Here is a 24,213-nt window from a genome sequence, read left to right as displayed (position 1 = left end):
ACGGGGACCACGGGACAGCGCTCAGCGCGAAGCCGCCCACAGCCGTACGCCGTACGCAGCCGCCCCCACCGCAAGCACGGCCGCGCCGACGACCACCGAAACCCCCGGCAGCGCGCAGGCCAGCGTCACGCAGCCGAGGAGGCCCAGCACCGGCACGAGCCGCGATGCCGGGGCCGGACTCAGCGTCCACGCGGAGGCGTTGGCGATCGCGTAGTACGCCAGCACACCGAAGGAGGAGAAACCGATCGCGCCGCGCACGTCCACGGTCGCGGCCAGCACGGCGACCACCGTGCCCACGGCCAGTTCCGCCCGGTGCGGGACCTGGAAGCGCGGATGCACGGCGGCCAGGGCGCCCGGCAGACGGCGGTCGCGGGCCATGGCCAGCGTGGTCCGTGAGACACCCAGGATCAGGGCGAGAAGCGAGCCGAGCGCGGCCACGGCGGCGCCCGCCCGCACGACCGGCACGAGTCCCGGCAGTCCGGCAGCTCGTACAGCGTCCGCCAGCGGCGCCGGGGCAAGCCCCAGCCCGTCCGTTCCGAGCACTGAAAGGACAGAGACAGCGACCGCCGCGTACACCGCGAGCGCGATGCCCAGGGCCAAGGGGATCGCGCGCGGAATGGTGCGCGCCGGATCGCGTACCTCCTCGCCGAGTGTGGCGATCCGCGCGTACCCGGCGAACGCGAAGAAGAGCAGCCCGGCCGCCTGAAGCACCCCGCCCGCGCCGGACGACAGTCCGATGCCCAGCCGCCCGGCATCGGAGACGTCGGACCCGAGACACCCCACCACCACGGAAGCGAGAACCCCCAGGACCACCGCCACGATCACCCGCGTCAGCCAGGCCGACTTCTGCATGCCGCCGTAGTTCACGGCGGTCAGCGCGACCACCGCGGCGACCGCCACCGCGTGTGCGTGTGCGGGCCAGACGTACGCGCCCACGGTGAGTGCCATCGCCGCACAGGAGGCCGTCTTGCCGACGATGAACGACCAGCCCGCCAGATATCCCCAGAAGGCCCCCAGCCGCTCGCGCCCGTAGACGTACGTGCCGCCGGAAGCGGGATACAGGGCGGCCAGCCGGGCCGAGGACATCGCGTTGCAGTAGGCGACGACGGCGGCGACCGCGAGCCCGAGCAGGAGCCCGGATCCGGCCGCCCGTGCGGCGGGACCGAGCGCGGCGAAGATCCCGGCACCGATCATCGAGCCGAGCCCGATGACCACGGCGTCGCCGACTCCCAGCGTGCGGCGCAATTCGGGACTGGACGGTGTCATGCGCCGCACCCTACTGATCGTCGCAACCGGCGGGAGCCCCAGCGACGTCCTGTTCATCAGAGCGGCGTCGACACGACATCGGCACCCGCGACCCGTACCGGATACGGACAGCACGGACACGGCCGGCCCGGACCGAAGTCGCAGGGCCGGGACAGCGTGAGTACAGGACGGAAGGGCAGGCTCAGAGCATGGGCATCATCAGCTGGATCATTCTGGGGCTGCTGGCCGGCGCCATCGCCAAGTTCCTGCTCCCGGGGCGCGATCCGGGAGGCTTCGTCGGAACGACCGTCATCGGTGTCGTGGGCGCGTTCGTCGGCGGCTGGATATCGGCCCGCTGGCTGGACCACCCCATCAGCAAACACTTCTACGACGGTGCCACTTGGGCCGCCGCCATCGGCGGCTCGCTCGTGCTGCTGATCCTGTACCGCGTTCTGTTCGGCGACTCGCGCCGCTGAGCCTGCGTCACCGGGATCGCGGCCGCGGTACGAGGAAGGCTGGACACCAGGGGTGTCCAGCCTTCCTCGTACCGTCGGCACGCCATCGCGCGGGGTGTCGGCGGGCGTCCCGCCGGTCGCTCTACCGGTAGTTCACGTACTGCAGGGCGAAGTCGAAGTCCTTGCCCTTGAGGAGGGCCTGAACGGCCTGCAGGTCGTCGCGGCTCTTCGAGCTGACCCGCAGTTCGTCACCCTGCACCTGGGCCTTCACGCCCTTGGGGCCCTCGTCGCGGATGATCTTCGCAACCTTCTTGGCGTTCTCCTGCGAGATGCCCTCCTCGATCGTCGCGAAGATCTTGTACTCCTTGCCGGAGAGCTGGGGCTCACCGGCGTCCAGCGACTTCAGCGAGATGCCGCGCTTGATCAGCTTGGTCTCGAACACATCGAGGATGGCCTTCACCCGCTCCTCGGAGTTCGCCTCCATGAGGATCTTCTCGCCGGACCAGGAGATGGAGGCGCCGACGTTCTTGAAGTCGTAGCGCTGCGAGATCTCCTTGGCGGTCTGGTTGAGGGCGTTGTCGACCTCCTGCCGCTCGACCTTCGAGACGATGTCGAAACTGGAGTCGGCCATGTCCTGTGGCTCCTTGTATCGGGGTGCGTAGGGGCGGCCGTCGAGCCCGGCGTAGGCCTCCGGCCGCATCCGCATAAGCCTAGCCACCCCCCTCCCCCCAAGCGTCGATCAATTGGGTGGCGAAGCATCCCCGAGCATCAGGTATCGTTTACGTCGTTGCCAGGGAGCACCGCGAACGCGAGGCTCAGGGCAGCAACCCCGGCGGTGTGCCCGAGTGGCCAAAGGGAGCAGACTGTAAATCTGCCGGCTTAGCCTACCCAGGTTCGAACCCTGGCGCCGCCACATGAAGGTAAACCCCCTTCGACCTGCTTAACCGCAGGTCGGAGGGGGTTTCTTCGTTCCCGCTCCTGTTCGATTCGGCATGGACGGGAAGTGGACGTGTCTCACCTCGTACCGCCTGAATCCCACCTCTGATCAGTGCGTGTCCCCCAGGCGCCCCCCGAGGGAGAGCATGATCACTCCGGCTCGTACGTCCCTGCCGGGGTGGTGACGCCGGCGGCGACGCATACGCCCCATGCACGGGCGTCGACCGAATCGGCTACGGCGCCTTGGGGGTTGGTCGTCCGGATGCCGGGCGGGGCGGGGCGGTGAAGTGCAAGTGGGTTCACCGCTCGCGGTCCGCACCCGGTCGCGTCGGGGACGAGTGCCCGGCGCGCTCGCAGAGGCCATGAACCTGCCAGATAGGCTGCCGCTTCTTGTAACGACATACTCCTGAAGAGGTGTGAATGAGGACAGGCAGACGAACCGTCGCGGTGGCCACGTTCGTGGGGGCGTTGGGGCTCTCGGTGTTGAACGCGCCGACAGCTCAGGCGGCGGACACCGGTATCACCGTGTCGGACATCGTCATCAACAAGGGCAGGCCGATCGTCGTCGGCACGTCGAAGGAGGTGGAGCCGCCCATCAGTTTCAACGTCGCGCTGCCTTCCGGGTACAGCACCGCCGATTCCTCCCGCTACGACGCGTACCCCTTCCTCTACCGCGGCAGCATCACGACGGCGGCCGACACCGGAGAGAACTTCATTCAGCCGGGCAGCTACACCTGCTATGAGATCGACTCCAAGCACGCTCGCTGCGAGGGCAACCTCTACATCGACCCGCACCCGAGCCAGGAGCACGTCGACTCCAACAGCGACGCCACGACCTGGAAGGTCGGCGTCTCGCTGAGGCTGTGGAAGGCCGACGGCGGTCTCAAGACCGGGGAACGGGAGACGCGGTCCACGACCGCTCAGCTCAAGCGCGCGGCCAAGGCAACCACCGACGCCTCGCCGGAGCCGGTCACCAAGGGCAAGTCGATCACCGTCACGGGCAAGGTGACCCGGGCGAACTGGAGCACGAAGAAGTACGACGCTTACAGCGGCCGTACGGTCAGCCTCCAGTTCCGCGCCAAGGGTGCCGAGACTTTCCAGACGGTCAAGAAGGCCACCACCAGCAGCACCGGGGGCTTGAAGGCCACCGTCACCGCCTCGGTCGACGGTTACTACCGCTGGGTGTACTACGGCAACTCGACGACCGGCGTCGCCACCAGCGCGGCTGACTACGTCGACGTGCGCTGACTCCCTCGGTGCGGGGGCGGGATCTCGCCGCCCTCGGCCTTGGCCGGCATGACTCCCGCCAAACCGCGTAGCCACCCATACCTTCGGCCGGGCCGAAGGTATGGGTGGCGGCCGAAAATGGCGGGCTGGGAATTGTCGTCGCAGTCGGTATCGCGATTGCGATCTGAATTGCCGGGGGCCGGGCCGGGAAGAAGCATAAGAGGGTCTTCTGGGGCACGTACGGATCCCTTTGAAGGGTTCCCGCGACCGGGTCGGCGCGGAACGCATCCAGGGGGTCCACAGGGCCAGTGGTGACGTCGTGACCGTCGAGGCGGTCCGGGGGACCGCCCCCACGTACCGCTCGTGACGGCGAAGCGCTGCGTGGGTGAACTGTCTTTCTGGAAAAGGGCAGTTGGGTTCGGGAGGGTCGGCGTCGGTGTCGGTCACGGCCTTGGGGGGCGGTCCGGCCGACCGGTGCGGTCCCGGTTCGGCGAGTGAGTCGTTCGCCGCGGCGTTGACGTCTTGATCCCGCAGGACGCGGCCGGTCGGCCGCGTCCTGTTTTCGTGCATCGCAATTCCTGGGATGTGGAGGGCGTATTGAAAGTCCCTCTAGAATTGTATTTCAGGTGGAAACCTTCATCGAGCGCCATCGAGTGCAGTTCATCGACAGGGCGGCCGGCTACGGGACGCGTGGGGTGACAGCGGTCGCGGCCGGCGGGGCACACTGATCCCATGTCATCGCGTCGCAGGAACTGCCCGGAGTGCCGTCGGGAGATCGCCGTCGTCGCGGGGCGGTTCGCTCGGCATGATCCGCCCGGCGCGCGGGGGACCGGGGAACTGGTCTCGTGTCCCGGTTCGCGCCGGGAAGCGTTCATCGGGGCGGCGCAGCCCACGCTGGACGGGTACACCGTCCCCGATTTCCCCGGCCAGCTCTCGTTGTTCTGAACGGAACGGGCCCTTGGACGGGCGCGGCCACGGCTGGGCGCGGGCCGGGGAGGCCCGCCACCGACCGGACAGTTCCTAGTTGCCCGCCACCGACTTCACCGCGACCGAGATCGGTGTCGAACCGCTGACGGCTTCCAAGGTCAGACCGGCGGTGGCCGGAGTGTCGACCAGTTCGGCGAGGACCGCGGCGACGTCGTCGCGGGGAATCATGCCGCGGCCGGTCGAGGCCTCCAGGCGTACGAGGCCGGTTCCGGCGTCGTCGATCAGGCCGCCGGGGCGCAGGATCGTCCAGTCCAGACCCGCACGACCGCGTACGTACTCGTCGGCCTCGCCCTTGGCGCGCAGGTAGGCGTCGAAGATGTCGTCACCCGGGTGGGCCGGGTCCGCGCCCATCGAGGAGACGACCACGTGCCGGCGTACGCCCGCGCGCTCGGCGGCGTCCGCGAACAGGATCGCGGCGCCCTTGTCCACCGTCTGCTTGCGGTCCGCGCCGCTGCCAGGCCCCGCGCCCGCCGCGAAGACGGCCGCGTCGGCGCCCTGCAGATGCGCGGCTACCTCTTCCACCGATGCCGACTCCAGATCGCACAGGACGGGCTCGGCCCCGGCCGCCCGCAGATCGTCCCCTTGCTCGGCACGGCGGATGATTCCCGCGACCTCGTCCCCGCGCGCGGAGAGCAGACGCTCCAGCCGCAGCGCGATCTGACCATGACCACCAGCGATGACAATGCGCATGTTTCCGACCGTACGCCCGGAAGACCGCGTTCGCCGCACAACCCTGTGGGCAACTCACGAGTCACATGGGTGATCACTGTGAACGCGTGGGTGATCGCCGCGAGAACGCGTCAGAACGAGTGAACACGCGAACGAAGCAACGCCGTGCGAGCCCGTGCGGCGTTGCAAGAGGAGACCATCATCACCGTCATACGCAAGACCGTCACCGCGGTCGGCTGCACCGCTGTACTTCTCACCGCGGCGGCCGCCTGTGGCACGGTCGAGAACCTCACGGCCGGGCAGAAGGTGGACCACGCCGCCTCCCGTCTCGGCGAACAGAAGTCACTCGCCTTCCAGTTGGACCTTGACGCCGACGCGGACGCGATCAACGCCCTTGCGGGCGAGGACGGTTCCGACGAATCCCTTCCCCCGACGTTCGCGAAGTTCGTCAGCGAGCTCCGTGTCGACGTCTCTGTCAAGTCCAGGAAGAAGCTGGCGGATTCGGGCCAGAAGGACCTCATCGGGACGAGCGTGAAGATCACGGGGACCGGCGGCGTCCTGGTCGAGTACCGGATCATCGGCGACTTCATGTACTACCGCAGCAACATGAAGGCCGTCGGTGAGGCGATGGGCGTTCCCATGCCGTCCGCCGACGATCTGCCGTCGGACCAGAAGGAGTTGAAGAAGGTCCTCGAAGGCGACTGGGTGAAGGTCGACACCAAGGAGCTGGAGGGCGCGCGGAAGTCCGCCGGGGGTGCCTCGAAGGGGGCCGCCGGTGAAGGGGACATCGACGCGAAGACCCAGAAGAAGGTCCTCGACGCCGTGCGCGGTGTCATCGGCCACAAGGTCACCTTCCGGACCAAGGGCGGCGCCGACGGTGTCGAGCACGTCGTCGCCTCGGGCAACGTCCGCGACCTGCTCACCGGTGTCTTCGACAAGCTCCGCCCGCTCCAGGGCGACCTTCCGGCGGGTGCGGAACTGCCCTCCGCCAAGGACCTCAAGGACGCGCCGAACAAGAAGGCCTCCGTCGACTTCACCCTGAAGAACGGCGACCTCCGGCAGATCGAGGTCGACCTTGCCGTCCTCGCCGACAGCCCGACGAAGGCCAAGCTGCCCCTCGTCCTGAAGTTCTCCGAAGCGGGTGACGTCAGCGCGCCGGCCGGAGCCACCGAGCTCCCTGTGGGCAAGATTTCCGAGGGCAGCCCGCTGGGCGGCGCCTTCATGGGCGGCGGGTTCTAGGAGCGGGTTCCAGGAGCGGGCTCTGGAGGGGCGGGTACGGGGGGTTCCAAGGGGTGGTTCCAGTGCGCCGGCCCCAGTGGGCCCCAGTGGGCCCCGGTCGGCCCCGATCGGGGCGTCGGCGCGGTCGGACGTGGTCTGCCCGGTCGGCTCTCTGGGGCCTCGGTGGCCGCCCCGGCAGGTCCATGAAGCCTGGCGCCCATGAAGCCTGACGCCCATGAGGCGGCCTGGCAGCACCCGAAGCCTCGGAGCCCCGGCTAGGACGGCTCTTCCCGTCCCTGTCGGGGCAGTTCCAGCGCGGAGTCGGCCGCCGAGTCGCAGTACTCCCTCACCGCGCTGGTCCGTGCCACCACACGCCCACGGTGGATCACGATCCGGCTGTACGCGAGGGACAGCACCCCGGCCAGGCGGTCCCCGCGTACGGCGAGCAACTCGGCCGGGAACCCAGCCTCCACGCGCACCTCAGGCAGCCCGAGCGCGGCTCTGGCGGCACAACTCACCGTGCCGTACGCCTCCTCGGGGCGCAGCCCGTACCGGGAGGCCAGCAAGTACGCGGCTTCCAGCGGGTCCCCGCGTCCCACCGGGTTGGACACGTCGCGCAGGGCGCCACTGCCCGCCGCGATCCGTACGCCGGCCGCCCGCAGCAGCCGTACGGGAGCCGTGCCGCGCCGGTCGGTGGAGCCGCAGCCGCCCTGCGGCAGACACACCACCGTCACTCCGGCCGCGGCGAGTTGGTCCGCGGCGCGGGAGGCCACCTCGGAGGGCAGCCGGCCGAGCCCACCGCACGGGCCGAGGGTCACCCCGGGCCGCAGGCCGCCCGCCATCGCGGCGAGCCGGGCGAGCCGGGCGGGATCGGCGGCGTCCGTGTGCAGATCGACCGGACAGCCGTGCTCGGAGGCGAGTTCCAGGACGGCCTCGACGTACCCCGTCGGATCGGGGTCGGTGTCCGGACAGCCACCCACCACGGAAGCGCCCATCTTCAGGGCGTCCCGCAGCATCGCGAGCCCGTCGGCACCGGCCGCCCCGGTCAGTACCCGTGGCATCGCGACCGTCGTCAGTTCGGCGAGCCCCCGCAACGACCGCCGTACCTCGAGCACCGCCGTCAGCGCGTCCAGTCCCTGCACGTCACCGACGCGCACATGGGACCGCAAAGCCGTGGTGCCGTGCCCGAGTTGCAGCAGGGCCGCCTCGGTCGCCCGGCGCTGGATCGCCCGCTCGTCGTACGCGTGAGGTCCGTGGCCGTCGGCCGTCAGAGCCGTGTCGCTGTGCGCGTGAGGCTCGGCGGGAGCCGGCAGGAGGAGGTAGCCGTCGAGGTCCACCCTCGCGGCGAGAGCCCCCGAGGCACCCGCCGCGAGGCTTCCCGCGGTGCCGACCGCCTCGATACGACCGCCGCCCAGCCGTACGTCCACGGTCCGGCCGTCGGTGAGCCGCGCCCCGCCGAGCAGGAGAGCGGCCGTGTCGGTCTGCCCCGAGGGGGAGCTGGGCTGCTGTTGGCTGTCGGGCATCGCGCTCCTGTGGCTCGGGGGCGGCTGCGGGAGGGACGACTGCGGAGCGTGGGGACACAAGATCACGCAGCGTGGGTCGAGCCTAGGGCGGTGACCCGTCAACCTCGGGGAGGAGCGCAATAGTCGTACCGGCGTGGCCCGTCGATCGGACGGCACCGGCCGTTCTTCGAGACCGGTCGAGAACCGGGCGCCCCGCACACGGTGACCCGCGAGCCGGGCACGACTGCCCCGGCCGCCCCCGCACCCACGTCGGCCACCACCGGGCCCGGCGCAGGCCCGCACCGGGCCCTGCGTACGTCCCCACGGGATCGGGCACACGCCCCCACCGTCCGACGGCCGGAGGGCCGTCACCCCCTGTGATCCATGAGTCCCGAGGGGCGTGTGAGCGCTTCCGGGAACGCCTGCGGGAACGCCTGTGATCAGGCCCGGGCGGGTGCCGCGAAACGGATTTGGGCGATCGGCGGAGGACCGTGTAATGTCTTCATCGCTCGCCCCAATAGCTCAGTCGGTAGAGCGTCTCCATGGTAAGGAGAAGGTCTACGGTTCGATTCCGTATTGGGGCTCTGGTGCGAAAGGTTCCCGTCGCAAGGCGGGACCCGATCGCATCAAAGCGGTGTAGCTCAGTCGGTAGAGCAAGCGGCTCATAATCGCTGTGTCACCGGTTCAAGTCCGGTCACCGCTACTGACAGTAGCCGATTGTGGGGTCGGTCCTTCGATCGGCTACTCTTCTATGCGTTAATGTCCCATCCGTTCGTCAAGGAGCACTCCTGTGGCTGCCACCGACGTCCGCCCGAAGATCACGCTGGCCTGCGTGGAGTGCAAGGAGCGGAACTACATCACCAAGAAGAACCGGCGTAACAACCCGGACCGACTGGAGATGAAGAAGCACTGCCCGCGTTGCAACGCGCACACCGCGCACCGCGAAACGCGATAATTTCAGGCTCGTACACGAGGCCGTCCCCTTCGGGGGGCGGCCTCGCGTCGTTGTGCAACCGACGTCCGGCGCGGACCCCGCGTCATAGGCGGACCAGCGACTTAGAGCGAAGATGGGCCGTCCGGCCAAGACGGTCGGTCCAGCTGTGACAACCAGCGCAGCGAAGACAACCAGGAGGTGCCGAGCCCATGGCGCTCGACCAGTCCTTCGTAGGGCGGTCCTACCCGCCCACCGACCCCTATGAGGTCGGCCGGGAGAAGATCCGCGAGTTCGCGGAGGCCGTGGGGGACAGTAACCCTGCGTACACGGACCCCGAGGCCGCACGCGCGCTCGGGCACCCCGATGTGATCGCCCCGCCGACTTTTGTGTTCGCCATCACGTTCAAGGCCGCGGGCCAGGTCGTCCAGGACCCGCAACTGGGCCTCGACTACAGCCGCGTGGTGCACGGTGACCAGAAGTTCGCGTACACCCGCCCGGTGTGCGCGGGTGACCGGCTCACGGTCACCTCGACCATCGAGTCGATCAAGTCCCTCGCGGGCAACGACATCCTGGACATCCGTGGCGAGGTCCACGACGAAGCGGGCGAGCACGTCGTGACGGCCGTCACGAAGCTCGTGTCCCGTGCGGCGGAGGTGGGCTGACATGACGGCGAAGATCTCTTACGCGGACGTCGAGGTCGGCACCGAGCTGCCGGCCCAGACCTTTTCCGTGACGCGTGCCACGCTCGTGCAGTACGCGGGGGCCTCCGGAGACTTCAACCCGATCCACTGGAACGAGAAGTTCGCGGTCGAGGTGGGCCTTCCCGACGTCATCGCGCACGGCATGTTCACCATGGCCGAGGCGATCCGCGTGGTCACCGACTGGGTCGGCGACCCGGGCTCGGTCCTCGAGTACGGCGTTCGCTTCACCAAGCCCGTCGTCGTCCCGAACGACGAGAAGGGCGCCACGATCGAGGTCAGCGGCAAGGTCGCGGCCAAGCTCGACGACAACACCGTCCGCGTCGACCTCACGGCGACCAGCGGCGGACAGAAGGTGCTGGGCATGTCGCGAGCGGTCGTACGACTCGCCTGACGCGCCGGATCGCGTAAGGGGCGCCCGCCATTGTGGGTGCCCCTTACGCGTGCCCGCCGTGGCGACCCAAGAGCCTCGCCTCAGGAACTCCGCGTCCAAGAGCCAAGAGCCAAGAGCCAAGGGTCAAGGGCCAAGGGCCTGAGAGCCGGGCTCCCGAGCGTCCCGCGCCCATGCCCAAGCCTCCCTTGACTTAGTTAGTGATTGAGTACTAACTTGGCTGCATGGTCAGGATGAGCGCAGAGGAGAGGCGCGAGAGCGTCATTCGCGCGGCGATGATCGAGTTCGCCCACGGCGGCTACCACGGCACGTCCACCGAGGCGATCGCCAAGCGCGTGGGTGTCTCGCAGCCGTATCTCTTCCGGCTCTTCCCGGGCAAGCGGGCGATCTTCCTGGCGGCCGCCGAGCACTGCATGGAACTCGCCCGGCGCAGCTTCGAGGAGGCCGCCGAGGGGCTGGAGGGCGAAGAGGCCCTGCATGCCATGGCGAAGTCCTACGTGAAGGTGATCGCGGAGCATCCTGAGCGGCTGCTGATGCAGATGCAGACGTACGTCGCGGTGGGGGCCGCCGAGGAGGCCGGCGATCACGAGCTCGGCGAGGCGGTCCGGGCCGGCTGGATGCGGCTCTGGGACACGGTTCACGTGCCGCTCGGAGCCGACGTGGACGGGACCACGACCTTCATGGCGTACGGGATGCTCGTCAACTGCCTGGTGTCGATGGGGTTCCCGCCCGAGCACCGGGTCTGGGAAGGGCTCTACCCGTCGGCGCGCGTCACGGGCCGGCTGGAGAAGTAGCGCGACGGTGAAGACGGTGTTCGGTGCGTCTTCATGACCTCAAAAGTTAGTCATCAATAACTAACCATCGATAGCGATCACATCACCTTCTGGGGGAGCGATGTCTCAGCGGACGGCACGGACAGCGAAGAACGGATCGGCGGCACCGGCCCCGACAGGGGCCGCAGGATCGCCCGAGACGTCGGCCCCGGCGTCGGCCGCAGCACCGGCCGGGAGGCGCGGCGGAGCCGGGTGGGCCCTTCTCATCACCAGCGTCGCCGGATTCATGGCGGCCCTCGACAATCTCGTCGTCACCACCGCCCTGCCCTCCATCCGCAAGGATCTCGGGGGAGCGCTGGGCGACCTGGAATGGACCGTGAGCGCCTACACGCTCACCTTCGCCGTCCTGCTGATGTTCGGCGCCGCGCTCGGTGACCGGTTCGGCCGCCGCAGGCTCTTCCTGGTCGGCCTGAGCGTCTTCACCGGCGCCTCGGCCGCCGCGGCCATGGCTCCCGGCATCGACTCGCTGATCGCCGCCCGCGCGGTCCAGGGCGTCGGCGCGGCGATCATGATGCCGCTGACCCTGACCCTGCTGACAGCCGCGGTCCCCGCCGCCAAGCGCGGGATGGCGTACGGGATCTGGGGCGCGGTCAACGGCCTCGCGGTCGCCTCCGGGCCCCTCATCGGCGGCAGCCTCACCGAACACATCTCCTGGCACTGGATCTTCTGGCTGAACGTTCCGCTGGGTCTCGCTGTGCTCCCGCTCGCCCGGCTTCGGCTGTCCGAGTCGTTCGGCGCCGGCGCACGGCTCGACTTCCCCGGCACCCTGCTCGCCAGCGGCGGTCTCTTCGGGATCGTCTACGGCCTGGTCCGCGGGCCCGCCGACGGCTGGACCAGTGCGTTCGTCCTGACCGGTCTGATCGCGGGCGCCGCTCTGCTCGCCGGTTTCGTCGTCCACGGCACCCGGGCCAAGAACCCGATGCTCCCGATGCGGCTCTTCCGCTCCCGCGCCTTCGCCGGAATCAACGCGGCCAGTCTGCTGATGTTCCTCGGGATGTTCGGCTCGATCTTCCTGCTCAGCCAGTACATGCAGGGCGTGCTCGGCTACTCGCCGACCGAGGCGGGGCTGCGGATGCTCCCCTGGACCGGTATGCCGATGCTGGTCGCGCCCATCGCCGGCTACCTGTCCGACCGGATCGGCGGGCGTCCCGTCGTCGCCACCGGGCTCTTCCTCCAGGCCGCAGGGCTCGCGTACTACGCCACCGTGGTCGCCGCCGACGCCTCGTACGCCTCCCAGCTGCCCGCGCTCATCATCAGCGGCGTCGGGATGTCGCTCTACTTCGCGCCGGCCTCCAACCTGGTCATGTCCAGCGTGCGGCCGCAGGAGCAGGGCATCGCCTCCGGCGCCAACAACGCGCTCCGCGAGGTGGGCGGGGCGCTCGGCATCGCGGTGATGTCCTCGATCTTCTCGGCGCAGGGCGGCTACGCGACCGCCCAGAGCTTCATCGACGGGCTGCGGCCCGCGCTCGTGGTCGGCGCCTCGGTCGTGGCCCTCGCGGGGATCGCCGCCCTGCTCATCCCGGCCGCCCGGCGCACGGCACGCACCGAGACGGCGGCCGAGGCAACTCCGGCGCACTCCCTGGACCGGGAGGCCGCTTCTCCCGAAACCGCCTCCCTGAAGACCACAACTTCCGAAACCGCCCCTCCGGAGAACACGTCTCCGGAGATCACCTCTTCGGAAGCGGCCTCTTCGGAAGCGGCTTCTTCGGAAGCGGCCTCTTCGGAAGCGGTCTCTACGGAGACGGCCCCTCTCGAAACCGCCTCCCGCTGACGCGCGGAACCGGGATCCCGGCGCTCCGGCCCGGCCACCAGGAGTACCTGACCGTTCGGTCGAACCCTCACGAGAGCCGCCTCGGCCGAGCGGTCAGGCGCGAGAGGCCCCGCCCCACGGGCGGGGCCTCTCGCATGTCCGGAGCACACCGGTGGCCGGGCGCCCCCGACCCTTCTCGTAGTCTTGGGCCCGTGCAGGAACTCCACGATGCCCCGCTCGCCCCGCTGACCACCTTCCGGCTCGGCGGCCCGGCCGCCCGGCTGATCACCGCCACGACCGACGACGAGGTCGTCGCCGCCGTGCGCGAGGCCGACGACGCCGGTACGCCACTGCTGGTCATCGGCGGTGGATCGAACCTGGTCATCGGCGACAAGGGCTTCGCCGGGACCGCCCTGCGCATCGCCACGAAGGGCTTCTCCCTCGACGGTACGAGGCTGGAGCTGGCCGCGGGCGAGGTGTGGACCGACGCGGTCGCCCGCTCCGTCGAGGCCGGGCTGGCCGGGATCGAATGTCTCGCGGGCATCCCCGGGTCCGCCGGTGCGACACCGATCCAGAACGTGGGCGCGTACGGCCAGGAAGTGTCGTCGACGATCACCGAAGTGATCGCCTACGACCGGAAGACGCGCGAGACGGTCACGCTGACCAACGCCGAGTGCGAGTTCTCGTACCGTCACAGCCGCTTCAAGGCGGACCCCGAACGCCATGTCGTGCTGCGGGTGCGCTTCGGGCTGGAGGACGCGCAGGGGCTGTCGGCGCCGGTCAAGTACGCCGAGACGGCCCGCGCGCTCGGCGTGGAGCCCGGCGACCGGGTGCCCCTCGACGCCGCCCGCGAGACCGTCCTGAAGCTGCGTGCCGGGAAAGGCATGGTGCTCGACCCCGAGGACCACGACACCTGGTCCGCCGGATCGTTCTTCACCAACCCGATCCTCACGGACGAGGCGTTCGCCGCGTTCCACGCGCGCGTGGGGGAACGGCTCGGCGCCGACGTCGTACCGCCTGCGTACGCCGCCGGCGAGGGCCACACCAAGACCTCCGCGGCCTGGCTGATCGACAAGTCGGGCTTCACCAAGGGCTACGGAACCGGGCCCGCCCGTATCTCCACCAAGCACACCCTCGCCCTGACCAACCGCGGCGGGGCCACCACCGAGGACCTCCTCGCGCTGGCCCGGGAGGTCGTCGCCGGGGTCCACGAGGCCTTCGGGATCACGCTCGTCAACGAGCCGGTGACGGTGAACGCGAGCCTCTGAAGGCGATCACCGGCGCGAACGGCGACTGGTAGGCCACTGGCAGGCCATCAGTAGGCGACGCCCACTCCCTGCTTCACGGTCCCCGGGTCGTCGATCATCGCCAGCATCGCGTGGGCCACGTCGGCGCGCGCGATGAAGCGGCCCTTGGGCGGGAAGCCTCCGAGGACCGTGCGGTACGAGCCGGTCAGCGGCTTGTTCTGGAGCCGGGGCGGACGGACGACGGTCCAGTCCGTGGAACTGGCCGCCAGTTCGCCCTCCATCTCCCGCAGGTCGGCGTAGACGTCCTTCAGGAGGCTGGAGATCAGGCTCCTCATCGCGCGGTCGAGTGGCGTGTCGTTCTCGGCGCCGGGTCCGACCGGACTCGCGCTGACCACCACCAGCCGGCGCACCTGCTCCGCCTCCATGGCGCCCAGCACCGTACGGGTGAGCCGGGCGGCGACTCCGGCGTCCTTGCGGCTGCGCGCGCCGAGGCCGGACAGGACGGCGTGCCGGCCCGCGACGGCCGGGCGCAGCGACTCCGGGTCGGTGAGGTCCGCGCGGAAGACCTCCAGATTCGCGCCCGTGACGGTGAGCCGCGCGGGATCCCGTACGACCGCCGTGACCCGGTGGCCCGCGCCCAGGGCCTGGCGGACGATCTCCTGGCCGATGCCTCCGGTGGCACCGAAAACGGTGAGTTCCATGACCTGCTCCCGCATCAGAGGGAATGAGGTGGGTGAGTGTTCACTCACCCTGCTTCCTCTAGAGTGAGTAAGTACTCACCCACCCGTCAACCCCGTAAGGGCGGGTCATGGAATCCTTGGGCCCCATGCAGCAGAAATCCGCCACGGAGACCACGCCGCCGAAGCCTGCCAGGATCCGCATCCTCGACGCGGCGCACGAGCTCATGCTCACGCTCGGTCTCTCCCGTGCCACCACCAAGGAGATCGCCAGGGCGGCCGGCTGCTCCGAGGCGGCGCTCTACAAGTACTTCGCGAGCAAGGAAGAGCTCTTCATCCGGGTCCTCCACGAGCGGCTGCCCCAGCTCGGCCCTCTCCTGGAGCGGCTGACGGCCGAGCCGCGGGAGCACTCCCTGGAGGAGAACCTCACGGAGATCGCCCGTCAGGCGGCCCTCTTCTACGAGCAGAGTTTCCCGATCGCCGCCTCCTTGTACGCGGAGACGCAGCTCAAGCGACGTCACGACGAGGCCATGCGGGCCATGGGCGCGGGCCCGCACGTGCCCATCCGGGGCGTCGCCGCCTATCTGCTGGCGGAACAGAGGGCCGGGCGTGTCCAGCCGGACACCGACACCTACGCGGCCGCGTCCCTCCTCCTCGGGGCCTGTGCGCAGCGGGCGTTCGCCTACGACGCCACCGAGGAGGGCGCGCCGCCGCCCCTGGACACCTTCGCCCCGGCGCTGGTCCGCACCCTGCTCGCCGGGATCGCACCCGCGGGCGGCCCTGCCGAGCTCTAGCGGGCTAGGCGGTCAACCAGCCGTCGACGCCGGCCAGCAGCTTCGCCCGGACGTCCTCGGGCGCGGCCGAGGCGCGGACGGACTGCCGGGCCAGCTCGGCCAGTTCCTGGTCCGTGAAGGCGTGATGGCGGCGGGCGATCTCGTACTGGGCGGCGAGACGGGATCCGAAGAGCAGAGGATCGTCGGCGCCGAGGGCCATCGGCACCCCGGCTTCGAACAAAGTGCGCAGGGGGACATCGGCGTGCTTCTCGTAGACGCCCAGGGCGACGTTCGAGGCGGGGCAGACCTCACAGGTCACCCCGCGGTCCGCGAGGCGCTTCAGCAGCCGGGGGTCCTCGGCGGCCCGCACCCCGTGGCCGATCCGGGAGGCGTGCAGGTCGTCCAGGCAGTCGCGGACCGAGGCGGGCCCGGTCAGCTCGCCGCCGTGCGGGGCGGACAGCAGTCCGCCTTCCCGCGCGATGGCGAAGGCCCGGTCGAAGTCCCGCGCCATGCCCCGCCGCTCGTCGTTGGAGAGGCCGAAACCGACGATCCCCCGGTCCGCGTACCGCACGGCGAGCCGGGCCAGTGTGCGGGCGTCCAGGGGGTGTTTCATGCGGTTGGCGGCCACCAGGACGCGCATCCCGAGCCCGGTCTCCCGCACGGCCGAGTCGACCGCGTCGAGGATGACCTCCAGGGCCGGGATCAGACCGCCCAGGCGCGGTGCGTACGACGTCGGGTCGACCTGGATCTCCAGCCAGCCCGAGCCGTCCTTCAGGTCCTCCTCGGCGGCCTCGCGCACCAGGCGCTGGATGTCCTCGGGCTCTCTGAGGCAGGACCGCGCGGCGTCGTACAGGCGCTGGAAGCGGAACCAGCCGCGTTCGTCGGTCGCCCGCAGTTTCGGCGGTTCCCCGCTGGTCAGCGCGTCCGGCAGCCGTACGCCGTACTTGTCGGCCAGTTCCAGCAGGGTGGTGTGCCGCATCGAACCGGTGAAGTGCAGGTGCAGATGGGCCTTCGGCAGTTCAGTTACATCACGTACGCGCTCCATTCAAAGATCCTGCCGTACGCGTGTGTCGTACCGGTAGCGCTTTCGCTGATCGGAGGCTCGCTCGAACGAACGAACGAGGGCCGGCCGCTCCTGAGAGTGGCCGGCCCCCGCACGCGCGCGTGGAGCGCGACGACGTCACCGGCGCCCCGTGGGGCGCCGGAGGACGCCGGAGGTCAGTCCGTCGCCTCGGCCAGCAGCTTCTGGATCCGGCTGACGCCCTCGACCAGGTCCTCGTCACCGAGGGCGTACGACAGGCGCAGGTAGCCAGGCGTGCCGAAGGCCTCGCCCGGGACGACCGCGACCTCGGCCTCCTCCAGGATGAGCGCGGCCAGCTCGACGGTGTCCGCGGGGCGCTTGCCGCGGATCTCCTTGCCGAGGAGCCCCTTCACGGAGGGATACGCGTAGAAGGCGCCCTCGGGCTCGGGGCAGAGCACGCCGTCGATCTCGTTCAGCATGCGCACGATGGTCTTGCGGCGGCGGTCGAAGGCCTCGCGCATCTTCGCGACGGCCGTGAGGTCGCCGGAGACGGCGGCGAGCGCGGCGACCTGGGCCACGTTCGAGACGTTCGAGGTGGCGTGGGACTGGAGGTTGGTCGCGGCCTTGACGACGTCCTTGGGGCCGATGACCCAGCCCACGCGCCAGCCGGTCATCGCGTACGTCTTGGCGACGCCGTTGACGACGATGCACTTGTCGCGCAGCTCGGGCACCACCACGGGCAGCGAGTGGAACTCGGCGTCGCCGTAGACCAGGTGCTCGTAGATCTCGTCGGTCAGGACCCACAGGCCCTTCTCGGCGGCCCAGCGGCCGATCTCCTCGATCTGCTCGCGGGTGTAGACCGCGCCCGTCGGGTTGGACGGGGAGACGAAGAGCAGCACCTTGGTGTTCTCGGTGCGGGCGGCCTCCAGCTGCTCGACCGAGACGCGGTAGCCGGTGGTCTCGTCGGCGACGACGTCCACGGGGACACCGCCGGCGAGACGGATGGACTCCGGGTAGGTCGTCCAGTACGGCGCCGGGACGATGACCTCGTCACCCGGGTCGAGGATCGCGGCGAAGGCCTCGTAGATGGCCTGCTTGCCGCCGTTGGTGACCAGGACCTGGGCGGCCTCCACCTCGTAGCCGGAGTCGCGCAGCGTCTTCGCGGCGATCGCGGCCTTCAGCTCGGGCAGCCCGCCGGCCGGCGTGTAGCGGTGGTACTTGGGGTTCGAGCAGGCCTCGATGGCGGCCTGGACGATGTAGTCCGGGGTCGGGAAGTCGGGCTCACCGGCGCCGAAGCCGATCACCGGACGTCCGGCGGCCTTGAGTGCCTTGGCCTTGGCGTCCACGGCGAGGGTGGCGGACTCGGAGATCGCGCCGACTCGGGCGGAGACCCGGCGCTCGGTGGGAGGGGTTGCAGGGCTCATGGGACCCATCGTTTCAGACTGGAAATGTCCCCGGCACACGGGTTTCACGGACTGAACAACAGCAGAACATCCGTCCGGATCCGCGCACCTCACCAGTGGATCTTCAGCGGAGCCGACTCGAGCGGACACTTTCTGTTCGACGCCCGGCTCCGGACCACGTACACTCTCACCTCGTTGGCCTTCACCGGCCGCGCTCAACCGGTGCACACCGAGCACCCGGTCGGATGCGGTACGTTGGGGGAAATCAAAGGGTCGTAGCTCAATTGGTAGAGCACTGGTCTCCAAAACCAGCGGTTGGGGGTTCAAGTCCCTCCGGCCCTGCTACACACTCCTTTCGCCAGGATGTGTGCGCATGTACGTACTGCAATGCACCGCCGTGCGGCTCAACCGGGCGCGGCACGGTCACGACCCGGGAATCAGGTGAGGACGAGTGACGGACGCCGTGGGCTCCATCGACATGCCTGATGCCGAGGCGCCGGAGTCCAAAAAGAAGGCCCGCAAGGGCGGTAAGCGTGCCAAGAAGGGCCCGCTGAAGCGCCTCGCCACCTTCTACCGCCAGATCATCGCGGAACTCCGTAAGGTTGTCTGGCCGACTCGCAATCAGCTGACGACTTACACCACAGTGGTGATTGTGTTCGTCGTCATCATGATCGGCCTGGTGACCGTGATTGACTATGGGCTCAACCACGCCGCCAAGTACGTCTTCGGCTGAGCCGAGAGCGAAGGGCGCCGTCACCGGCGCCCCTTTCGCGCGTTCCACCCCCATGTAACCAGGAAGAAGCAGCCACCGTGTCTGACCCGAACCTGAACGACACCTCCGAGTCGGTCGAGTCCGTAGACGACGAGCTCGAGGTCGTCGAGGGAGCGGACGTCGTGGACGAGTTCGAGGCTGCCGATGCCGCCGCCGGCGAGAACGCCGAGGACGCGGCCCTGCACGTCGAGGACGAGTCCGGTGAGGACGTCGAGGACGTCCAGGACGAGGACACGCCCGATGAGGACGAGCCCGAAGTCGAGGCCGAGCCCGAAGTCGAGGCCGAGCCCGAAGTCGAGGCGGAGCCCGAAGTCGAGGCGGAGCCCGTCGACCCCGTGACCGCCCTGCGCGAGGAACTGCGTCTGCTCCCCGGCGAGTGGTACGTCATCCACACCTACGCCGGTTACGAGAACCGCGTGAAGACCAACCTCGAACAGCGTGCCGTTTCGCTGAACGTCGAGGACTTCATCTTCCAGGCCGAGGTGCCGCAGGAAGAGGTCGCGCAGATCAAGAACGGCGAGCGCAAGACGATCAAGCAGAACAAGCTCCCGGGCTACGTCCTGGTCCGTATGGACCTGACGAACGAGTCCTGGGGTGTCGTCCGCAACACTCCCGGTGTCACCGGCTTCGTGGGCAACGCCTACGACCCGTACCCGCTGACCTTGGACGAGATCGTCAAGATGCTCGCCCCGGAGGCCGAGGAGAAGGCCGCCCGCGAGGCCGCAGAGGCCGAGGGCAAGCCCGCTCCGCAGCGCAAGGTCGAGGTCCAGGTGCTGGACTTCGAGGTCGGTGACTCGGTCACCGTCACCGACGGCCCGTTCGCCACGCTGCAGGCCACGATCAACGAGATCAACGCCGACTCGAAGAAGGTCAAGGGCCTCGTCGAGATCTTCGGCCGCGAGACTCCGGTCGAGCTTTCCTTCGACCAGATCCAGAAGAACTAGCACCTTCTGGACGTACGTCTTCCGATCAGGTCAGACGGGCTCTCGCAGCCGGTCTGACCTGCTCGGTTTTTAGCCGCGCACAGATACCCGTTATCGTTGTGCGGTATGCCTGCATCCGGATCATCACTCGGTTGAAGGCAGCCGTCCGGGGCGACTCGGACGTAGGAAGGCGAAAACGAAAGAGGACCCGGAATGCCTCCCAAGAAGAAGAAGGTCACGGGGCTTATCAAGCTCCAGATCAACGCCGGTGCGGCGAACCCGGCCCCGCCGGTCGGCCCCGCGCTCGGTCAGCACGGCGTCAACATCATGGAGTTCTGCAAGGCCTACAACGCCGCGACCGAGTCGCAGCGTGGCTGGGTCATCCCGGTGGAGATCACGGTCTACGAAGACCGCTCCTTCACCTTCGTGACCAAGACTCCGCCGGCCGCCAAGATGATCCTCAAGGCCGCGGGTGTCGAGAAGGGCTCCGGCGAGCCGCACAAGACCAAGGTCGCCAAGATCACCCAGGCGCAGGTCCGCGAGATCGCCACGACCAAGATGCCCGACCTCAACGCCAACGACCTGGACGCCGCTGCGAAGATCATCGCCGGCACCGCCCGTTCCATGGGCATCACGGTCGAGGGCTGACACCCACCTTCGTAGGAACCATGCGGCCGCGGCCGCACGTGGCAGGGCCTGCTCGGCCCGCACCACGACTCCTCAGAACACAACAGGAGCAGTAGTGAGCAAGCGCAGCAAGTCTCTCCGCGCTGCGGACGCCAAGGTCGACCGGGACAAGCTCTACGCCCCGCTCGAGGCCGTCCGTCTCGCCAAGGAGACCTCCACGAGCAAGTTCGACGGCACCGTCGAGGTCGCCTTCCGCCTGGGTGTCGACCCGCGCAAGGCCGACCAGATGGTCCGTGGCACCGTGAACCTGCCGCACGGCACCGGCAAGACCGCCCGGGTCCTGGTCTTCGCGACCGGTGACCGTGCTGCGGCCGCGGAGGCCGCGGGCGCCGACATCGTCGGCTCCGACGAACTGATCGACGAGGTCGCGAAGGGCCGTCTGGACTTCGACGCCGTCGTCGCCACCCCGGACCTCATGGGCAAGGTCGGCCGCCTCGGCCGCGTGCTCGGTCCCCGTGGTCTCATGCCGAACCCCAAGACCGGCACCGTGACCCCCGACGTCGCCAAGGCTGTCACCGAGATCAAGGGTGGCAAGATCGAGTTCCGCGTCGACAAGCACTCGAACCTGCACTTCATCATCGGCAAGGTGTCCTTCGACGACACCAAGCTGGTGGAGAACTACGGCGCCGCGCTCGACGAGATCCTTCGTCTGAAGCCGTCGGCCGCCAAGGGTCGCTACATCAAGAAGGCCGCGATCAGCTCCACGATCGGCCCCGGCGTTCCGGTCGACCCCAACCGCACCCGCAACCTCCTCGTCGAGGAGGACCCGGCCGCCGTCTGAGCCCTTCGCTCACCCCGGTGACCGCGTCGCGCACGCGTATCTGAGCGGGCCCCGCAACCTTTCGAGGTGCGGGGCCCGTCCTCATGTGCGGAGGTCTTTCCGGCTGCTGCGGGGCGAACGCCCCGGGCGGAATTCCGGACACGACTGTCAGTGGGTCGCGCTAGCGTGCGGTTCACAGAGTTCGCATAGGGGTGGGACGAATGAAGAGCACCATGGTGCGCCGTGTGACTGTCTCGATCGCGCTGACGACCGCGCTGGCGGGGGTGACGGCCTGCAACTCGTCGGATTCCGCAGGGAGTTCGGGCAACGGCGACAAGGCCGGCCACAAAGGCGTCACGCGCGTCAGCCCCATCGCGGCCCTGCGCTCGGCGCAGAAGTCCACCGACGGCGCCGACTCCGCGAGGGTCGAGTCCACGACGACCATGGGCACGCTGATGTCCATGAAGTCGGGCGGCGTCATGGCCTGGAGCGACGGCATCACCGGTGACCTGACGATCACGTACACCGGCGGCACGATGGCCGAGACGATGCGCCGGATCGGCAGCGACTCCATGGAGGCCCGCTATCTGTCCGACGCCTACTACGCGAACATGGGCGACGCCTTCGCCGCGCAGGCGGGCGGCAGGCACTGGATCAGGTACGGGTACGACGACCTGGCGAAGTTCGGGGGCGGCTCCGGCGCGCTCCTGAAGGACCAGATGCAGAACAGCTCGCCGAACCAGTCGGTGAAGCTCCTGCTGGCGTCCGGCGACGTCAAGAAGGTCGGCGAGGAGACGGTCCGCGGCAAGAGGGCCACGCACTACGCGGGCACGGTGGACGTGGGCGACCTCGCGGCCCGGAGCTCCCACCTCACCGCCGGCCAGCTCTCCGACATGAAGAAGCAGTTCACCCAGGCCGGCATCACGACCGAGGACGTCGACATCTGGGTCGACACCGAGGATCTGCTCGTCAAGGCCGTCACCAAGGGCGCGACGGCGAGCGGCACGGTGTCCTCCACGGCGTACTACAGCGACTACGGAGTGAAGGTCTCCGCCGTCGCGCCCCCGGCCGGTGACACCGAGGACTTCAAGGACATCCTGGCGAAGCAGGGCATGACGCCGGGCAGTGGCGACACGTCCACCGGCTCCGGTACCGGCTCGCCCTCCTGAGCACCGCTCAGCGCCTCCCCGGCCCGCCCCGCCCACCCGGCCCGCACCGCGCCCTCTCCGGGCCTCGCCGCACCTGCCCAAAGTCCCACGCACGCATCAGAGTTGCGTCAAAACCCAGGTGATCATCCAAGCCTCCTGGGCTACGCTCACGCAGAATCTGTGCATTGCCCAACTATTCCCTGGGGGGAACCTTGAAGCTTTCTGTGAATGACTCGGTACGGCGCCGGGCGACCGGAGCGGCACTCGCGGCTCTGGTCCTCGGCGGGGGCGCCGTGGGCTGTTCGAAGGGTGCGGCGGAGGAGTCGCCCGCCCTCACGCCCGCCGCGGCCGTGGCGAAGGCGGCGAAGAAGACCGACGACATCACCTCGCTCCGCTACCGGATGACCGGCAAGGTCCCGGAGGAGGGCCGCGTCAGCGGCGAGGCGGCGATGAGCATGAAGCCGCTGGCCATGAGCATGAAGATGACCGCCGAGGACCAGGCCGCCGACGGCCCGGTCGAGATCCGGCTCGTGGGCAAGGCGATGTACATAGGCGGGGGCGCCAAGGCCGCCAAGGAGATGGACGGCAAGAGCTGGATCAAGTTCGACATGTCCGCCCTGGGCGCGGACAAGGAACTGAACGCGAGCCAGCTGGGAGGCGGACAGGCCGACAAGAACCCGGCCACCGAGTCCACCTTCCTCACCGGCTCCAAGGACGTGAAGAAGGTCGGGACCGAGACCGTCGACGGTGTGAAGACCACGCACTACAAGGGGTCGATCACCCTCGACGAGTACCGCAAGTCGCTCAAGAGCGAGGACAAGGCCACGCGCGATAAGCGGGAGAAGGCCCTCGACCAGTACACGAAGATGGGCATCGACGCGATCACGATGGACATGTGGATCGACGGCGACGACCACACCAAGCAGTTCCGTATGCGCGGGACCGCCGACAAGGGTCCGCTCGACATGACCATCACCTTCCTGGACTACAACAAGCCCGTGACCGTGACCGCTCCGCCGGCCAAGGACACCGTCGACCTCGCCGAGATGATGAAGGACGCCCAGCAGGGCTGATCCGCGCCGTCGGACGCGCAGGCGCGTCCGACAGCCGGGCCGTTCGGCCGGATTTGCTTGACGGAGTCCAGTTCACGTACTCTCCTCGAGAAGCCAAAGACCGCTGGTCGTTGCCTCGCGCTCGCAAGAGGGTGTGGTGACCGAAGGATCCGCTGAAACTGCGGACGACCCGCGTAGGTGATCGTGGATGTGTTCCCGGAGTCCGCACGCCCAGCGTGTGGAGGAATCCGGTAGAGCTACGCCCCGTGCGCCTGCGCCGGGGCGTTTTGTTTTGTCAGTCCCTTCTGAGCGGTCCTCATCACCCGGAAGGAGGCCGACGCTCTATGGCAAGGCCCGACAAGGCTGCCGCGGTAGCCGAGCTCGCGGACCAGTTCCGCAGCTCGAACGCCGCCGTGCTGACCGAGTACCGGGGTCTCACCGTGGCGCAGCTCAAGACGCTGCGTCGTTCGCTCGGTGAAGACGCCCAGTACGCCGTGGTGAAGAACACGCTGACCAAGATTGCGGCCAACGAGGCCGGGATCTCTACGCTCGACGACCTGTTCAACGGTCCGACGGCGGTCGCCTTCATCACCGGTGACCCGGTGACGTCGGCGAAGGGTCTTCGTGACTTCGCCAAGGACAACCCGAACCTCGTCATCAAGGGCGGTGTCCTTGACGGCAAGGCGCTGTCCGCCGACGAGATCAAGAAGCTTGCGGACCTCGAGTCCCGCGAGGTTCTGCTCGCCAAGCTGGCGGGTGCCTTCAAGGGCAAGCAGACCCAGACTGCTCGCCTCTTCCAGGCCCTGCCCTCGAAGTTCGTCCGCACCGCGGAGGCGCTTCGTGTCAAGCAGGCCGAGCAGGGCGGTGCCGAGTAATTCGGCTCGCGCATTGACCGCCGCCTGAGG

General features: G+C 69.0%; 25 protein-coding genes and 4 tRNA genes. 22 read left to right on the top strand and 7 right to left on the bottom strand.

Annotation, left to right across the window (positions count from 1 at the left end):
- Positions 1–21: 21 nt before the first annotated feature.
- Complete coding sequence (locus OG780_RS17745) at positions 22–1,266, bottom strand: APC family permease (protein ID WP_328449325.1); 1,245 nt, start codon at positions 1,264–1,266, stop codon at positions 22–24.
- Positions 1,267–1,454: 188 nt separating this feature from the next.
- Here OG780_RS17745 and OG780_RS17740 point away from each other — a divergent pair, with 188 nt between their 5' ends.
- The gene (locus tag OG780_RS17740) at positions 1,455–1,721 is read left to right on the top strand and encodes a GlsB/YeaQ/YmgE family stress response membrane protein (RefSeq protein WP_326786102.1); all 267 of its coding nucleotides are present in this window, start codon (positions 1,455–1,457) and stop codon (positions 1,719–1,721) included.
- A gap of 121 nt (positions 1,722–1,842) precedes the next feature.
- Here OG780_RS17740 and OG780_RS17735 read toward each other — a convergent pair whose 3' ends face one another.
- The gene (locus OG780_RS17735; protein WP_328449323.1) at positions 1,843–2,331 is read right to left on the bottom strand and encodes a YajQ family cyclic di-GMP-binding protein; all 489 of its coding nucleotides are present in this window, start codon (positions 2,329–2,331) and stop codon (positions 1,843–1,845) included.
- Between the two features lie 200 nt (positions 2,332–2,531).
- Here OG780_RS17735 and OG780_RS17730 point away from each other — a divergent pair.
- From OG780_RS17730 to OG780_RS17720, 3 genes are all read left to right on the top strand, one after another.
- Positions 2,532–2,613: transfer RNA gene (locus tag OG780_RS17730), tRNA-Tyr, on the top strand.
- A 443-nt stretch (positions 2,614–3,056) separates the two neighbouring features.
- Entirely contained in the window at positions 3,057–3,884 is an 828-nt protein-coding gene (locus tag OG780_RS17725; protein ID WP_328449320.1) for a hypothetical protein, read from the top strand.
- Between the two features lie 711 nt (positions 3,885–4,595).
- Positions 4,596–4,808, top strand: coding sequence for a hypothetical protein (locus OG780_RS17720; RefSeq protein ID WP_328449318.1), 213 nt, complete (start codon positions 4,596–4,598; stop codon positions 4,806–4,808).
- 75 nt (positions 4,809–4,883) lie between these two features.
- Here OG780_RS17720 and OG780_RS17715 read toward each other — a convergent pair whose 3' ends face one another.
- Positions 4,884–5,540, bottom strand: coding sequence for an SDR family oxidoreductase (locus OG780_RS17715; RefSeq protein ID WP_326786096.1), 657 nt, complete (start codon positions 5,538–5,540; stop codon positions 4,884–4,886).
- A 162-nt stretch (positions 5,541–5,702) separates the two neighbouring features.
- Between OG780_RS17715 and OG780_RS17710 the strand changes: the two genes are divergently transcribed.
- Positions 5,703–6,758, top strand: a complete 1,056-nt coding sequence (locus OG780_RS17710) for a hypothetical protein (protein WP_328449315.1) — start codon at positions 5,703–5,705, stop codon at positions 6,756–6,758.
- A gap of 254 nt (positions 6,759–7,012) precedes the next feature.
- Here the strand turns inward: OG780_RS17710 and OG780_RS17705 are convergent, their stop codons facing one another.
- Entirely contained in the window at positions 7,013–8,260 is a 1,248-nt protein-coding gene (locus OG780_RS17705; RefSeq protein ID WP_328449313.1) for an amidohydrolase family protein, read from the bottom strand.
- Between the two features lie 490 nt (positions 8,261–8,750).
- Between OG780_RS17705 and OG780_RS17700 the strand changes: the two genes are divergently transcribed.
- The 8 genes from OG780_RS17700 to OG780_RS17665 all read left to right on the top strand — a co-directional run bounded on the left by OG780_RS17700 (position 8,751) and on the right by OG780_RS17665 (position 14,113).
- A tRNA-Thr gene (locus OG780_RS17700) sits at positions 8,751–8,823 on the top strand.
- Positions 8,824–8,869: 46 nt separating this feature from the next.
- A tRNA-Met gene (locus OG780_RS17695) sits at positions 8,870–8,942 on the top strand.
- 87 nt (positions 8,943–9,029) lie between these two features.
- Entirely contained in the window at positions 9,030–9,194 is a 165-nt protein-coding gene (gene rpmG / locus OG780_RS17690) for a 50S ribosomal protein L33 (protein WP_003948671.1), read from the top strand.
- Positions 9,195–9,382: 188 nt separating this feature from the next.
- Positions 9,383–9,835, top strand: coding sequence for a MaoC family dehydratase N-terminal domain-containing protein (locus OG780_RS17685; RefSeq protein WP_328449311.1), 453 nt, complete (start codon positions 9,383–9,385; stop codon positions 9,833–9,835).
- A 1-nt stretch (position 9,836) separates the two neighbouring features.
- The gene (locus tag OG780_RS17680; RefSeq protein ID WP_328449309.1) at positions 9,837–10,265 is read left to right on the top strand and encodes a MaoC family dehydratase; all 429 of its coding nucleotides are present in this window, start codon (positions 9,837–9,839) and stop codon (positions 10,263–10,265) included.
- Between the two features lie 221 nt (positions 10,266–10,486).
- Positions 10,487–11,056, top strand: a complete 570-nt coding sequence (locus tag OG780_RS17675; protein WP_328449307.1) for a TetR/AcrR family transcriptional regulator — start codon at positions 10,487–10,489, stop codon at positions 11,054–11,056.
- Positions 11,057–11,300: 244 nt separating this feature from the next.
- Complete coding sequence (locus tag OG780_RS17670) at positions 11,301–12,866, top strand: DHA2 family efflux MFS transporter permease subunit (protein WP_328458205.1); 1,566 nt, start codon at positions 11,301–11,303, stop codon at positions 12,864–12,866.
- Between the two features lie 191 nt (positions 12,867–13,057).
- On the top strand, positions 13,058–14,113 hold the full coding sequence (locus tag OG780_RS17665; RefSeq protein ID WP_328449305.1) for a UDP-N-acetylmuramate dehydrogenase: 1,056 nt from the start codon (positions 13,058–13,060) through the stop codon (positions 14,111–14,113).
- Positions 14,114–14,160: 47 nt separating this feature from the next.
- On the opposite strand, the gene OG780_RS17660 is transcribed toward OG780_RS17665, so the two are convergent.
- Positions 14,161–14,793, bottom strand: a complete 633-nt coding sequence (locus OG780_RS17660) for an NAD(P)-dependent oxidoreductase (protein WP_328449303.1) — start codon at positions 14,791–14,793, stop codon at positions 14,161–14,163.
- A 125-nt stretch (positions 14,794–14,918) separates the two neighbouring features.
- Here OG780_RS17660 and OG780_RS17655 point away from each other — a divergent pair, with 125 nt between their 5' ends.
- Positions 14,919–15,563, top strand: a complete 645-nt coding sequence (locus tag OG780_RS17655; protein WP_328449301.1) for a TetR/AcrR family transcriptional regulator — start codon at positions 14,919–14,921, stop codon at positions 15,561–15,563.
- 4 nt (positions 15,564–15,567) lie between these two features.
- On the opposite strand, the gene OG780_RS17650 is transcribed toward OG780_RS17655, so the two are convergent.
- A complete protein-coding gene (locus OG780_RS17650) occupies positions 15,568–16,587 on the bottom strand; it encodes an adenosine deaminase (RefSeq protein ID WP_328449299.1) in 1,020 nt (339 codons plus the stop codon).
- A gap of 173 nt (positions 16,588–16,760) precedes the next feature.
- Positions 16,761–17,987 (bottom strand): pyridoxal phosphate-dependent aminotransferase, encoded by a 1,227-nt coding sequence (locus OG780_RS17645; protein ID WP_266761701.1) that lies wholly within the window; start codon positions 17,985–17,987, stop codon positions 16,761–16,763.
- Between the two features lie 248 nt (positions 17,988–18,235).
- Here OG780_RS17645 and OG780_RS17640 point away from each other — a divergent pair.
- From OG780_RS17640 to rplJ, 8 genes are all read left to right on the top strand, one after another.
- Positions 18,236–18,308 (top strand) — tRNA-Trp (locus OG780_RS17640).
- Positions 18,309–18,417: 109 nt separating this feature from the next.
- Positions 18,418–18,699 carry a preprotein translocase subunit SecE gene (secE, locus tag OG780_RS17635; protein WP_103549158.1) on the top strand — a complete coding sequence of 94 codons (282 nt, stop codon included), beginning with the start codon at positions 18,418–18,420 and terminating at the stop codon, positions 18,697–18,699.
- Between the two features lie 77 nt (positions 18,700–18,776).
- Positions 18,777–19,682 (top strand): transcription termination/antitermination protein NusG, encoded by a 906-nt coding sequence (gene nusG, locus OG780_RS17630; protein WP_328449294.1) that lies wholly within the window; start codon positions 18,777–18,779, stop codon positions 19,680–19,682.
- 192 nt (positions 19,683–19,874) lie between these two features.
- Positions 19,875–20,309, top strand: a complete 435-nt coding sequence (rplK, locus tag OG780_RS17625; RefSeq protein ID WP_261705301.1) for a 50S ribosomal protein L11 — start codon at positions 19,875–19,877, stop codon at positions 20,307–20,309.
- A gap of 94 nt (positions 20,310–20,403) precedes the next feature.
- Positions 20,404–21,129, top strand: a complete 726-nt coding sequence (gene rplA / locus OG780_RS17620) for a 50S ribosomal protein L1 (protein WP_328449291.1) — start codon at positions 20,404–20,406, stop codon at positions 21,127–21,129.
- A gap of 200 nt (positions 21,130–21,329) precedes the next feature.
- The gene (locus OG780_RS17615) at positions 21,330–22,277 is read left to right on the top strand and encodes a hypothetical protein (RefSeq protein WP_328449289.1); all 948 of its coding nucleotides are present in this window, start codon (positions 21,330–21,332) and stop codon (positions 22,275–22,277) included.
- A gap of 203 nt (positions 22,278–22,480) precedes the next feature.
- Positions 22,481–23,329: a DUF1396 domain-containing protein gene (locus tag OG780_RS17610; RefSeq protein ID WP_443062321.1), complete on the top strand. Its 849-nt coding sequence runs from the start codon at positions 22,481–22,483 to the stop codon at positions 23,327–23,329.
- A 323-nt stretch (positions 23,330–23,652) separates the two neighbouring features.
- Complete coding sequence (gene rplJ, locus OG780_RS17605) at positions 23,653–24,183, top strand: 50S ribosomal protein L10 (protein WP_326786081.1); 531 nt, start codon at positions 23,653–23,655, stop codon at positions 24,181–24,183.
- Positions 24,184–24,213 lie beyond the last annotated feature (30 nt).

Source organism: Streptomyces sp. NBC_00386 (assembly GCF_036063235.1).
Classification (GTDB): domain Bacteria; phylum Actinomycetota; class Actinomycetes; order Streptomycetales; family Streptomycetaceae; genus Streptomyces.
The sequence above is the reverse complement of the archived record's forward strand: the minus strand, read 5'-3'. Positions and strand labels throughout refer to the sequence as shown.

Excerpts from the sequence above, each read along its gene's own strand:
- OG780_RS17745 (WP_328449325.1), bottom strand. The coding sequence starts at position 1,266 with ATGACACCGTCCAGTCCCGAATTGCGCCGCACGCTGGGAGTCGGCGAC.
- OG780_RS17740 (WP_326786102.1), top strand. The coding sequence starts at position 1,455 with ATGGGCATCATCAGCTGGATCATTCTGGGGCTGCTGGCCGGCGCCATC.
- OG780_RS17735 (WP_328449323.1), bottom strand. The coding sequence starts at position 2,331 with ATGGCCGACTCCAGTTTCGACATCGTCTCGAAGGTCGAGCGGCAGGAG.
- OG780_RS17725 (WP_328449320.1), top strand. The coding sequence starts at position 3,057 with ATGAGGACAGGCAGACGAACCGTCGCGGTGGCCACGTTCGTGGGGGCG.
- OG780_RS17720 (WP_328449318.1), top strand. The coding sequence starts at position 4,596 with ATGTCATCGCGTCGCAGGAACTGCCCGGAGTGCCGTCGGGAGATCGCC.
- OG780_RS17715 (WP_326786096.1), bottom strand. The coding sequence starts at position 5,540 with ATGCGCATTGTCATCGCTGGTGGTCATGGTCAGATCGCGCTGCGGCTG.
- OG780_RS17705 (WP_328449313.1), bottom strand. The coding sequence starts at position 8,260 with ATGCCCGACAGCCAACAGCAGCCCAGCTCCCCCTCGGGGCAGACCGAC.
- OG780_RS17685 (WP_328449311.1), top strand. The coding sequence starts at position 9,383 with ATGGCGCTCGACCAGTCCTTCGTAGGGCGGTCCTACCCGCCCACCGAC.
- OG780_RS17680 (WP_328449309.1), top strand. The coding sequence starts at position 9,837 with ATGACGGCGAAGATCTCTTACGCGGACGTCGAGGTCGGCACCGAGCTG.
- OG780_RS17675 (WP_328449307.1), top strand. The coding sequence starts at position 10,487 with ATGGTCAGGATGAGCGCAGAGGAGAGGCGCGAGAGCGTCATTCGCGCG.
- OG780_RS17660 (WP_328449303.1), bottom strand. The coding sequence starts at position 14,793 with ATGGAACTCACCGTTTTCGGTGCCACCGGAGGCATCGGCCAGGAGATC.
- OG780_RS17655 (WP_328449301.1), top strand. The coding sequence starts at position 14,919 with ATGCAGCAGAAATCCGCCACGGAGACCACGCCGCCGAAGCCTGCCAGG.
- OG780_RS17650 (WP_328449299.1), bottom strand. The coding sequence starts at position 16,587 with ATGGAGCGCGTACGTGATGTAACTGAACTGCCGAAGGCCCATCTGCAC.
- OG780_RS17645 (WP_266761701.1), bottom strand. The coding sequence starts at position 17,987 with ATGAGCCCTGCAACCCCTCCCACCGAGCGCCGGGTCTCCGCCCGAGTC.
- rplK (WP_261705301.1), top strand. The coding sequence starts at position 19,875 with ATGCCTCCCAAGAAGAAGAAGGTCACGGGGCTTATCAAGCTCCAGATC.
- OG780_RS17615 (WP_328449289.1), top strand. The coding sequence starts at position 21,330 with ATGAAGAGCACCATGGTGCGCCGTGTGACTGTCTCGATCGCGCTGACG.
- rplJ (WP_326786081.1), top strand. The coding sequence starts at position 23,653 with ATGGCAAGGCCCGACAAGGCTGCCGCGGTAGCCGAGCTCGCGGACCAG.